This window comes from Ornithinibacillus jepli (genome assembly GCF_047228935.1).
Classification (GTDB): domain Bacteria; phylum Bacillota; class Bacilli; order Bacillales; family Amphibacillaceae; genus Ornithinibacillus.
This window is the reverse complement of the sequence record NZ_JBFEGG010000007.1, coordinates 1-12,881: the sequence shown is the minus strand read 5'-3', so window position 1 is coordinate 12,881 and position 12,881 is coordinate 1. Positions and strand designations below refer to the sequence as shown.

General features: G+C 30.0%; 9 protein-coding genes. All 9 read left to right on the top strand.

Annotated elements, in window-relative coordinates:
* Nucleotides 1-38: 38 nt before the first annotated feature.
* The 9 genes from AB1K81_RS17215 to AB1K81_RS17175 are packed head-to-tail and all read left to right on the top strand — an operon-like array spanning nucleotide 39 to nucleotide 12,808.
* Complete coding sequence (locus tag AB1K81_RS17215) at nucleotides 39-1,217, top strand: glycosyltransferase family 4 protein (protein WP_412977913.1); 1,179 nt, start codon at nucleotides 39-41, stop codon at nucleotides 1,215-1,217.
* A gap of 37 nt (nucleotides 1,218-1,254) precedes the next feature.
* Nucleotides 1,255-2,547 (top strand): glycosyltransferase, encoded by a 1,293-nt coding sequence (locus AB1K81_RS17210; protein WP_412977912.1) that lies wholly within the window; start codon nucleotides 1,255-1,257, stop codon nucleotides 2,545-2,547.
* Nucleotides 2,548-2,591: 44 nt separating this feature from the next.
* Complete coding sequence (locus tag AB1K81_RS17205; protein WP_412977911.1) at nucleotides 2,592-2,999, top strand: hypothetical protein; 408 nt, start codon at nucleotides 2,592-2,594, stop codon at nucleotides 2,997-2,999.
* A gap of 31 nt (nucleotides 3,000-3,030) precedes the next feature.
* A complete protein-coding gene (locus AB1K81_RS17200) occupies nucleotides 3,031-5,718 on the top strand; it encodes a CgeB family protein (protein WP_412977910.1) in 2,688 nt (895 codons plus the stop codon).
* A 19-nt stretch (nucleotides 5,719-5,737) separates the two neighbouring features.
* Complete coding sequence (locus tag AB1K81_RS17195) at nucleotides 5,738-7,366, top strand: glycosyltransferase family 4 protein (protein WP_412977909.1); 1,629 nt, start codon at nucleotides 5,738-5,740, stop codon at nucleotides 7,364-7,366.
* 18 nt (nucleotides 7,367-7,384) lie between these two features.
* The gene (locus AB1K81_RS17190) at nucleotides 7,385-9,592 is read left to right on the top strand and encodes a DUF6270 domain-containing protein (protein WP_412977908.1); all 2,208 of its coding nucleotides are present in this window, start codon (nucleotides 7,385-7,387) and stop codon (nucleotides 9,590-9,592) included.
* 2 nt (nucleotides 9,593-9,594) lie between these two features.
* On the top strand, nucleotides 9,595-10,872 hold the full coding sequence (locus tag AB1K81_RS17185) for a nucleotide sugar dehydrogenase (protein WP_412977907.1): 1,278 nt from the start codon (nucleotides 9,595-9,597) through the stop codon (nucleotides 10,870-10,872).
* The gene (locus AB1K81_RS17180; RefSeq protein WP_412977906.1) at nucleotides 10,869-11,672 is read left to right on the top strand and encodes an ABC transporter permease; all 804 of its coding nucleotides are present in this window, start codon (nucleotides 10,869-10,871) and stop codon (nucleotides 11,670-11,672) included. Before AB1K81_RS17185 ends, AB1K81_RS17180 begins: the two co-directional genes overlap by 4 nt.
* 14 nt (nucleotides 11,673-11,686) lie before the next feature.
* Nucleotides 11,687-12,808, top strand: a complete 1,122-nt coding sequence (locus AB1K81_RS17175) for an ABC transporter ATP-binding protein (RefSeq protein WP_412977905.1) — start codon at nucleotides 11,687-11,689, stop codon at nucleotides 12,806-12,808.
* Nucleotides 12,809-12,881: the final 73 nt, after the last annotated feature.

The window sequence follows — 12,881 nt, the reverse complement described above, 5'->3', positions numbered from 1 at the left end:
AATATCAGTATTAGTGTCGTGGGGGAAAGAGGACTTTTATGAAAAAGATATTAATAATTTCACAAAATTTTTATCCGGAAATAGGTAGTGCCGGAAATCGCATGAAAAATATATATCTACTATTAAAGGAACGCGGATATAATGTAAAAGTCCTAACAACAGAACCTACCTATCCTAACAGAAAGTTTTATCAGGATAAGAAATTTTGGGATGATGAAGACTTAAATTTGGATCATGATGTTCATCGGATTAAAGTTAGTAATAAAAAGTACTCTAGAAGTTTATTGAACCGCTTATTTTATTATATTGAAATAGCTATTCGTATGATACTGTATATCATTAAAAATAAAGGTGAATTTACTACCGTACTTACTACATCACCACCTATTTTTGTAGCGATAGTAGGACTGTTTGCTAAAAGATTCTATAAAGCGAAACTAATCCTAGATATTCGTGACTTATGGCCAGAATCTTTAAATGGTGTAGGAGTATTTAATAATCCGTTTATCATGAAAGTGTTCAAGAAGATAGAGAAACTTTTGTATACAAAAGCCAGCGAAATAGTAGTAAATAGCAGGGGATTTATAGAATATATAGTTTCTCAACACACGGCGAGTAGCACCAATATAACTTATATTCCTAATGGAGCTAGAAATGATGAAATAACAAAAAGAAACCTAGATTCTTTTAAGGTGATTTATGCTGGTAATATTGGACTTGCTCAAGATGATTTCGTTCTTAAAAAGTTAGCGAAGGAATTATACAATAGAAGTATTGAACTAACTATCATTGGGTACGGTTTAAGAAGAGATAGTTTATTAGAATACTGTAAGGAAAATAATTTAGAAAATGTCTCATTCTTAAGTCCTACAACAAGAGACGAATGTTTAAATATAATCTCTACACATCAGGTTGGTATAGTAACACTAGAAGATAAAGATGTCTTTAAAACGGTGCTTCCTGGAAAAATAATTGATTATATGACATGTGGAGTACCTATTGTAGGTTCTGTATCCGGTTATTCAAAGGAAGTAATACTATCAGAACAAGTAGGGTTTGTTTCAGAAGAGAATGATGTTAAGGAACTAATATATTATATTGATACGCTTAAAGCAAACCCGTTATTAAGCAAAGAGATGAGTGAAAATGGAAATTTTTATGTGAGAAACGCTTTCCTATGGGAATCAAATATTAATTCTTTAGTAGAGATACTTTAGAGTCATTTTACTGACAAACTAATTAGGGTGGAAAACAATGAATAAAACTGTATGTATGTTTGTGTGGAACCACTTCACAAATGATGCTAGGGTGTTAAGAGAGTGTACAGCTCTCTCGGAAAATGGTTATAATGTTGATTTAATTTGTATCCATGACCCTAAAGATAAATACCTACCAAAGTATGAAGAAAGAAATGATAACTTCCGTGTATTTAGAGTTAGAAGATATCCATTTATACTAGAATTAATGCAAAAAGTGTATCGAAAATCAGTGCAAAATAAACTAATTGGGTTATCTGTATTAATACTATTGCTAGTTGCTATATATTTTAGCCCCTATTTTTTTGGAACCATAACGCTATTATCTATTTTACTTTTAAAAACTAAAGCAAAAGTAGTATTTGTAAGAGGGAGTATTATATTCCGAATGATTGCTAGAGGTTTTCAAAAAAAATATGATATTTATCATTCAAATGATTTAAATACTTTACCACAAGGGTATATTTGCTCCAAGATTCGTCTACGTAAAAAAAAGCTGATCTACGATTCGCATGAAGTTCAAACGAGTAGAACTGGTTACGACAGTGGATTTTATGGGAAATCGGAGAAGTTTTTAATAACAAAAATTGATTCGATGATTGTAGAAAATCATACAAGAGCAAAATTTAATGAAGATTTATATGGTTTTTATCCTAATGTTGTCCATAATTACCCCTTTAAACAAGATGAAAAAAAAATCAAAATAGCTCCTCTTCATGACATACTTGGCATTACAAAAGATGAGAAAATTTTACTTTACCAAGGTGGAATTCAGGCAGGAAGAGGTTTAGAAAAATTAATTCAGGCTGCCCCCCTATTTAATGAAGGAACTCTGGTTTTTATTGGCGATGGTAGAATTAAACCCGATCTTCTAAAAATGGTTGATGAGATGAATCTACATGGTAAGGTGAAATTTCTACCAAAAGTTCCAGTAGAAGAACTCCCAAGTTATACAAAGAATGCATACCTAGGTTTTCAAGTACTAAATAACACGAATTTTAATCATTATTCAGCGTCATCGAATAAGTTATTTGAATATATGATGAGTGGTGTTCCTGTGGTTGCTTGTAGTTTCCCGGAGATTAAGAGAGTGGTAGAGGGAGAAGAAGTAGGAGTTTGTGTAGACTCACATGATTATAATTCTATTGCTAAAGGGGTAAATTATTTGCTCGAACATAAAAGTTATTATGAACAATTACTCTTGAATACAACGAAAGCTAGAAAAATATATAACTGGGAAAATGAACAACTTAGCTTATTGAAATGTTATAAAAAAATGTATACTAACTGAATCAAAAACCATAGTAATTTTGTTAAAAACCGGAGGGGATAAGTTTGGTTACCAAGAAAAGAAACACAAACTATAAAAAAGTACAAAATCTTGAATCAAATATGCAGAAAAGTGGCAAAGGCATAGAACAAGAGAAAGATTTAGAGTTTGTTATTCAAAAATTAATAAACGAAAAAAATGAGTTAGAAAAAGAATTCGAAGAAATACTACGCTTTATCCTTGAAGATATGAAAAAACAAGAACAATTTATATCTAATGCTTTATTGTCGAATGAGGAACCTAATGATGAATTGGTATCTTACTATAAAGATAAACACTATGAGGCTAATAAGAAAATGAATGAACTTGAACAACAAAATAAAAAGCTGAAGAATAGGATCTACGCATTGGAAAATTCAACACTAGGTAAAATTACTTTGAAATACTGGGAATTGAAAAATAAAATTACGTAAGTAATCACAAACAAAGTATAAGGGGTAGATTATGACTAATAGATACTATAATTTATATAAAACGTATCGCAAAGATTTAGTAAGTTTAAGTAATCCAGATAAATATAGAAATGATGCAAATTCAAGGTTAGAAAAGAATGTTAAAGTTGGTAGGGGAAAAAATTTCATAGTCGACTTAGTTCATGAAAATTGGTTTTATGGTAAATTACCTGTATTTTTAAAAAGTAACAATAGCTCAATGGAAATTAACCATAAGCAAATTAAATCGGATTTCTTTTATTTATCCTTTAAAGAAAATAACTTAGATTTCTCTAAGGCTCCAGTTGAGTATAATTTTGGTTTAAAGGATTTAAAGAATTACTTTGTAAAATTCCTTGGTAATACAGAACGAAATGTTAGAGTGGAATTGTTTATTATTTATTACAAGGATAATAAGAAAGTTAATATTGATTCATTTTTAATAAATTCGAGTCGAGTTATTAAAGTAAATAATCAATATGATTCGGTCAGAATTGCTATAAGAATTGCAGGACAAGGTGTTACGAATATAGATTTAATTCAAATTATTGACATGGATAATTATACTGAAGAAATTGGTAAGATTAGTCAGTCAGAAACACAAGATGTTATAGATATAAGTGAGTATAATTGGATGTCGTTTAAGGAAATAAAAGACTTCAGTCAAAGAGAATGGTATCTAAAAGATAGAAAGTATATAAAGCATATTTCTTTTGGAAATAACATGAAACTTGAAGCTGATTTTGGAAAGAATGACTTTAAATATTTATCTTATATGGAAAAAAATGTGGATTTTAGTCGTTCACCTCTATCCAATGAATCTAATATATCACCAAATTATAATTTCGAAATTAAATTTAATGGAAAAAAGCAGGATACCATAAGGGTAGAGTTATTCATTGTATTTTATTCCAAAGGGAAGAAAGAACAAATTGAAACTTTATTGCTAAATGAGAAACGTCACGTTAAGTTGAAGTCATCTATTGATAAATATCGAATAGCAATTAAATTTTCTGGCGTAGGAAAAGTAGAAATCAATGATATTGTTATTAAACAAAAAAAGGAAATTGGATTTTTACCATTTTCTGTATTACGAAAAATTGGTTTTGATAATCCGAAGACGATAAATGAATCAAAAATTGCTGTGATTGCAGATGATTTTACTCTTGCCTGTTTAGGACCTGAGTCTAATTTGATTACTTTCGGTCCCGAGGACTGGAAAGCTATACTGGAAATAAATAAACCACATCTTTTATTTGTAGAGTCTGCATGGCATGGTAACGGTGGTAGATGGACAAGGAAAGTTTCCTATATAAATAATACCAATACCCTTCAATTAGAAGAATTGGTTAAGTGGTGCAAAGATAACAACATTCCAACTGTATTTTGGAATAAAGAAGACCCAGTTCATTTTAATTCTTTTATTGAAACAGCTAAATATTTTGATTATATTTTTACAACCGATCAAAATTCAGTAGTCAATTATAAAAAACTAGTTGAACATAATAATGTATATCCATTACCTTTTGCAGCTCAACCTGAAATTCATAATCCAATCCAAGAATATAAAAGATTAGATAAAGCAAGTTTCGCCGGATCATATTATGCCAACAAGTATTTGGAAAGACAGAAAGATATGAATATTTTACTTGAAAGTGCGGCTAAATACGGATTGGATATATTCGATAGAAATTATGGCAAGGATTTAGTAGAATTTTATTACCCAGAGAATTTGAGAAAACATGTTGTAGGCAACTTAAAGCCTACAGAGATTTCTAGAGCATATAAAGGATATAAACTAGCATTAAACGTAAATAGCGTGATAGATTCTCCGACGATGTTCTCACGGAGAGTATTTGAATGCTTAGCATCTAATACTCCAGTAATTAGTACGTATTCGAAAGGAATTGAGAATCTTCTTGGTAATTCCGTCTTTATGGCAAATGATAGAGAAGGATTCAATGAGATCTTTGATAATCTACTGAATAATACTTCTTTTTATAAACAAAAAGCGCACTTAGGTTATCGTGAAGTTATGCTAAGTCATACGTATAGTGAAAGATTGAAATTCATTTTTAGTGCAGTAGGAATTAACGTAGTTGAAAAACGTCCTGTAGTAGGGGTTCTCAGTATTGTTAATACAAGAGAAGAGTTTAATAATATTGTAGAAATGTATCTTAACCAAAATTACACAAATAAAAAGTTGTTTGCCATAGTTCCAGAAGGGCTTAAAAAGGTATTTAACTCAAGTTACCAGGAAAAGGATATTGTAATTTTTACTAAAAGAGAGCTTACTAATGACTTCCGAAAAAATGATATTTCTTATGTATCATTATTTAATTCAAGTAATAAATACGGGGAGAATTATTTAGTGGACTTATTATTGGCATCTAAATATTCAAAGGCACAAATCATTGGTAAAAGAGCATTTTATAGTTTAGATGACAAACAAGGAATTATTTTAAATGATTTAGAGAAAGAACATTGCTATGTCGAAAATCTAAAGGTTGATAGATCGATTATAAATGAAGAAATATTAAATAAGATTTCCAATAATGATATTCTAGAAATTGCCAATGGTAGTATAAAACTTTCTTCTTTCTTTAGCAAAGGCTATCGTTTATATTCAGCGGATGTATTTAACTTTATAGATAATAGGAAAAACATATCGGACATTAATAGTAAAAGTGTTATGATATAAAGTCTGAAGAGGTGAAGTAATGAATGATAAATTAAAACCCATCTACTCATTTGATTTAGATCCATCAGAATGGACTTTTATGAAGAATAATGATTTTTCAGTTTCACTTGATAGTAATGGAAAGAATTTTTTAATTGATGTTAACAAGCAAGACGAAAATGCATCTCATACTTTTTTGTTTTATAAAGAAATTAGTCCATTAAATAGTAATAGTGGAATGACGACTGCGGTTGTTTCGAAGAATAACTATAAAGCTGCTATGTATGGTGAAATTCAAGGCGGATTAGAAATTCAACTTATTGTATTAGGTTTCAATAAAGGTAATAGAGTTTTTACTGAATATGTTGGAATGGATATAGAGAAAAATTTAAACCTACCAGATAACGTTACTGATATAAAACTTGTGCTGAGGGTATCTGGGGTAGGAAGAGCAGAGATAAAGATTATTACAATAAAAGCATTTGAATACTCAGTAGAAGAAATAGACCGTGAAGCATATTTAGGTAATGAAGAAGCCGAATATTTAGTTCTTACAAATGTCTATCCAGAAAAGAATAACTTATATAGAAATATGTTTGTCCATAGAAGAGCAGAGCTATATGAAACTAGTGGTATAAAAGTGGACGTATTTCGTTTTAATAGCAATCAACAGTCATTAGGGAATTACTATTTTGAAGATATTCATGTTATGTCCGGGGGAAAACAACACTTGTCTAGTTTATTAAAAACTAGGAACTATAAAAAAATTCTTATACATTTTGTAAATAAGGATATGATTGAAGCTATTGAAGAAAGTAAAATTAAAATACCAATTGTAGTTTGGATTCATGGAGTGGAAACAGAAAAATGGTATAGGAGATGGTTTAATTTTAGCAGTAATTCTAAGGATTTAGAGAGAGCGATAAATAATATAAAAAATAATAAAATAACAGTCGATTTTATGAAGTCTATTTACGAAAGTGAAACTCTTGATATTAAATTTGTTTTCGTTTCAAAGTGGTTTAAGGAAGCAGTTGCTGAAAATGATACAAATGCAGTGGTGAACAATTATGAAATTATTCATAATGTGGTAGATGAACAATTATTTAATTACCAAGAAAAAGACCGAGAACTCAGGAAAAAAATATTAAGTATTAGACCGTATGCTTCTAGAAAATATGCTAATGATTTAACTGTAAAAGCAATACTTGAACTATCAAAGAAGCCGTTTTTTAATGAACTTGAATTTAATTTATATGGTCAAGGTCCACTTTTTCATGAAATCCTGGAACCTATAAAACACTTTAGTAATGTTAATATTTATAACTATTTCTTATCTCAAGATGAAATCGCACAAAAACATAAGGAAAATGGGGTATTTATTTGTCCAACACGGTTAGACTCTCAAGGTGTTTCCATGTGTGAAGCAATGTCTAGCGGCCTAGTTCCAATTACAAGTGGAGTTACTGCTATCCCTGAATTTGTAGATGAAGAAAGTGGTTATTTAGGTAGAAAAGAAAATTATATGGATTTAGCTTTAGCAATTGAAGAGCTTTATTACAATCCTGAAATCTTTCAAAAAAAATCCTATAATGCTGCAAGAAGAATGAAAAACCAATGTGGGAAACAAAAAGTAATTGAAGAAGAATTAGAAGTTATAACATCGTAAAACAAAGGGGGGATATTAATGAAAATAAACATATTAGGGAGTTGTGTAACTAGGGATGCCTTCGAAGTACAAAAGCATAATTTCTCTATTGAAAATTATTTTGCAAGAACTTCTATAGTAAGTATAATGACAAATCCGATTGAAGTTAGAGAGGATCAGTTCAACTTATCTTCAAACTTTCAAAAAAAATGTGTATTGAATGATGTTAGGAAACTTTTTTTCAGTACAGTAGAAGAGAGGGAATCAGATTATATAATTATTGATTTAATAGATGAAAGATTTAACCTATTGAAAATCAATGATTCTTATATAACTAAATCTAATGAGTTAATATCTTCTAATTTCATAGAATCAATAGAAGTTCAAGAGGAATTAATATCTAATGTAAATCATTTTAAATTTTGGGCAGCTTATGCAAAGCGATTCTTTACCAAACTACTGAAAATATATGATCCTTCAAAGATAATAATACACAAAACAAAATGGAGAGCTGAATACCTAGATAAATTTAGTAATGTAAAATCTTTTAGTAACGTAGATGGGATTGCAAGTAAAAATAGATTCCTAGATAAATGTTATCGTTTTATAGAGGACACATTTCCTCAAGTAAAAATAATAGATATGACTGAACGTGATTATTATGCAAGCGAAAACCATAAATGGGGACTGGCCCCGTATCACTTTGAAGATAGATATTATATGAACTTTTTGCGGCAGTTAGGAGATTATACTGGTCAATGGGTAGCTAATTACCATACATTAAAGACCAAAATGGGTGATGTAAACATAATTATCAATTATGATCCTCAAAGAACTTATTTAGATTCTGCGACAGCTAGTAATATAAGTAATACAAAAGTGCTCAAACTTGATGAAAATGGAATACCTTTATTAAAAGTTGGTAACAACGGGCAATATGGATATCAATATTATCCTATAACTATTGGTATTTATGGTTTAGAATGTATCTCAAAGTATTATAAAGAATCTAATCCATCTCTTCTGGAGAAATTTTACAGAGTATGTGATTACTTGATAGAAAATCAACTAGATGATGGTTCATGGCCTGTGAACTTCGACTATTATTATGGAGTAAAAGAGTCTGGGGTTTGTAGAGCTCCATGGGTCTCTGCTTTAGGACAAGGCTTTGGAATTTCTTGTCTCGTAAGGGGTTATAATATTTCTAAGAACGCGGAATATCTGCAAGCTGCAATGGATGCAACCAAGCCTTTTTATAAGGATGTATTGGACGGTGGAGTTAGAAGATCCCTATTTAATCAATTTACATTTTATGAAGAATACCCTACTGAGAAACCAACGCATATTCTAAATGGTTTTATGTTTTCATTACTTGGCCTTTATGATTTATATTTTGCCACAAAAAATTCATCTGTTTTAGAATTATATAAAACTGGTATAAGTACTCTTCAAAGTACTCTGTCTTTTTATGATTTAGGAGATGTATCTGCTTATGATTTATCTCATATTACTATTGCTGGAAATCCAACTAAATTTCATTATGGTTATCATTTAACTCATATTAGATTGTTAAGTGCAATTAATACAATAGAATGTAATGAGATTTTGTCTAAGGTTATGAATAGATGGCTATCATATGCGAATGGTAATAAATCTTGTCATAGGTTAGACCCAAAATTATTAAAGGTAAAATTAAATAATTGTGAACACCTTAACCTATTACAAAACTCAGCTAATTTTGTAGAGATTAATTATGAAATTGAAGAAAAACTAGAATATGCATTTTATTTATTTGAAGAGGAAAAAAAGGTTAAAACTCAACAGTATGGGGAGAGCAATAAATTTGATTTTTATGTAAGTAATGCGAGTAATTATAAAATTATAGCTTTTATCAGAGATCAGTTTAAAAATGCAATTTACAAGGAATTTAAATTTGGAACTCTTGACAATCTAAACAATAAATCGCAGCTAGATCCCGAGGAATTAAGTAAGCATACTGAAATACAAATTAGTAATGGGAAATTAAAGTTAAATATAGAAAATATTAACGTCAATTATAAGTTTGCCTACTATCTTAGTTTAAATGGAAAAAATATTTTAAAAGAATGGTACTCAAATAATAGAACTTTTGAATATGAGATTCTGAATAAAGGTAAATATACAGTTACTATTTTCTGTCAAGATGATTTGAAAAATAAAGTTCATTTTGAAAAGGAAATTTTCTTCTCTAAAAGCAAAGGAGAGTAATTATGAAACTAACAGTAATAGGTTTAGGTTATATTGGTTTACCTACTTCAATAATGTTTGCAAAGCACAATGTAGAAGTAGTTGGTGTAGATGTAATACCTGAAATAGTAGAATCATTAAATATGGGAAAGATTCATATCGAAGAACCAGGGTTACAAGAGGCACTAGAGGAAGTTGTTGAAAAAGGAAGATTTAAAGCATCTCTAGTACCCACAGAGGCTGATGCTTTTATTATTTCAGTACCAACCCCTAACAATAATGATGAATATAAATCAATGGATCCATCGTATGTAGTGAGTGCTGTAAATTCTATTATTCCGTTTCTTAATAAAGGTAATGTAGTAATTTTGGAATCTACTATAGCTCCAAGAACGACAGAGGATATCGTAAAGCCTATTCTTGAAGAATCAGGTTTTTCAATAGGGGACGATATCTTCTTAGTTCACTGTCCTGAGCGTGTTTTACCAGGTCAGATAATGCATGAATTAATCCATAACAACCGAATAGTTGGTGGTGTTACCCCAGAATGCACAGAAGCTGGTGCTATGGTATATAGTACTTTTGTACAAGGTGAGATTATTAAAACAGATGCAAAAACAGCAGAAATGTCAAAATTAATGGAGAATACTTTTAGAGATGTAAACATTGCATTGGCAAATGAATTAACAAAAGTGTGCAATGAATTAAATATTAATGCATTAGATGTAATAGAAATGGCAAATAAACATCCGAGAGTTAATCTTCATTCACCAGGCCCAGGTGTTGGAGGGCATTGCTTAGCAGTAGACCCATACTTTATTATTGCTAAAGCACCTAAAGAAGCACAGCTTATCAATCTATCAAGAACAATCAATACTTCCATGCCTTATTATGTAGTGGACAGCATTAATGATCTTATGGAGCAAGTTGATGGAAAGGTCGTTACTTTATTTGGTCTAGCTTATAAAGGGAATGTAGATGATATTCGTGAAAGTCCTGCTATGGATATATATAAACTAATAAAAGACCAAAACAAATATGAAGTAAGAGCATACGATCCGCATGTAGAAAATGACTGGGTAGAAAATAGTATGGACGATGCTATTAAAGATTCTGACTTAGTTGTTATATTAACTGATCATAATGAATTTAGAATAATGGAATGGGATAAATTTTCATCTATGAAAAATGCTAGAATCCTTGATACTAAAAACATCGTTTCTACAAATAATGTTGGATTTGAGTATATTAATTTTGGAAATCTTCATAAGTTCATTAAAAAAGAAAAAGTATTGGTATGATTACGATATATTCAATTCTGAAAGAACAGTTGACACATAGTGGATTAATATTTCGCCTTGCATTCTATGAAGTTAAAAGTAAATACCAAATGCACTACTTAGGAATATTATGGCAATTCCTAAATCCTTTAATTCAAGTAGCCGTATATTGGTTTGTATTTGGTGTAGGCTTGAGGCAAAGTGAAAATATTGGAGATATTCCTTTTATTATTTATTTACTCATAGGTTTAATACCGTGGTTTTTTATAAGTTCAACTATTACTCAAGGTTCAAATAGTATCTATAGTAAGGTGAATCTCGTTTCAAAAATGAAGTTTCCAGTAAGTATATTACCTTCGATTACCATAATATCGAATATGTTTAATTTCATTATTATGTTAATAATATTACAACTTATCCTTATGTTGTATGATATTAACTCTGGCATTTATCTATTACAGCTACCATATTATTTATTTAGTATGTTTATATTTGTATTTGCTTTTACATTATTATCATCTACTATTTCGGCATTAATAAGAGATTATCAATTATTAGTTCAATCTTTAATGAGAATGTTATTCTTCTTAACTCCTATTTTTTGGAGCCTAGATTCATTCCCTAATAATTACCAAAGAATAATAGAACTAAATCCATTCACCTATATTATAAATGGGTTAAGAGCTACCTTTTTAGCGGAGGGATGGTTTTATGAAGATTGGATTTATATGGTGTATTTTTGGTCCTTAACCCTAGTGATATTATTTATCGGGTCCATTCTTCATAACAATTTTAAAAATAAATTTATTGATTACTTGTAAGTTGGAGGCTTGTTATGGAAAAGCCAATCGTATCAGTTAAAAATGTAACCAAAAAATATAGCTTATTCAAAAAGAAATCAGATCAACTATTAGAACTTTTTGCATTTAATAAAAGAAAGAAGTTTTCAGCACTAACAAATATCTCATTCGATGTTTTTCAAGGAGAAACTATAGGTATTATCGGGATTAATGGATCTGGTAAGTCTACTCTATCTAGTATACTTGCACAAGTAACCCCACCTACTTCTGGCGACATTAGAATTGAGGGAGAAACTTCTTTAGTATCTATATCAGCAGGGTTAAATAATTCATTAACCGGTTTAGAGAATATTGAATTAAAATGCCTTATGCATGGTTTAAATAAACGAGAAATTGAGAAAATAACTCCTTCTATTATAGAGTTTGCAGATATCGGGGACTTTATTAATCAACCTATTAAAAACTATTCTAGTGGTATGAAGTCTAGATTAGGTTTTGCTATATCAGTTCATGTTCAACCTGATATTTTGATAATAGATGAAGCATTGTCCGTTGGTGACTCTACCTTCTACCAAAAATGTATGGAAAAATTTGATGAATTTAAAAGAGAAGGTAAAACAATATTCTTTATAAGTCATTCTCTTTCACAGGTTCAATCTATCTCAGATAGGATCATATGGTTAAACTTTGGCCAAATAGAAATGATTGATAATAAAGATATTGTTGCTAAGGAATATACTTCATTTGTTAACTGGTTTAATAGTCTTGATAAATATCAGAAAAAAGAGTACCGTGATGGGATGTTACAAACACAAGTAGATTTAGTTGCAAAAAGTGATAATCCTTCCAAAAAAACTATTGGGAGACTAAAAAGGAAAAGGGAAAAATTCAATAAACTAATATTGTTTATTCAGTTTTCCTTGATAATACTTTCCTTTATAATAGCGACTATTTTAATGTTTATCGGCAATCCAATTATTGCATTCAAAGAAGCTAATGAGCCAGAAATAGTTGTAACAGAACAACCTTCTGAAGAGGAAACTGCTAATCCTATTGAAAATATAATCATAGATCAACCAGGTATGATTATTGCAAATACAGCCGTTCTATATCAGGATATGGAGCTCAGTAATATTATAACTGAGCTCCCTTTTTAATGTTTTTGAAAACCCCTTGCTATGCGAGGGGTTCTGGAAAGCTTTCAGCGTGGGACAAAAAAAGCCTCACTTC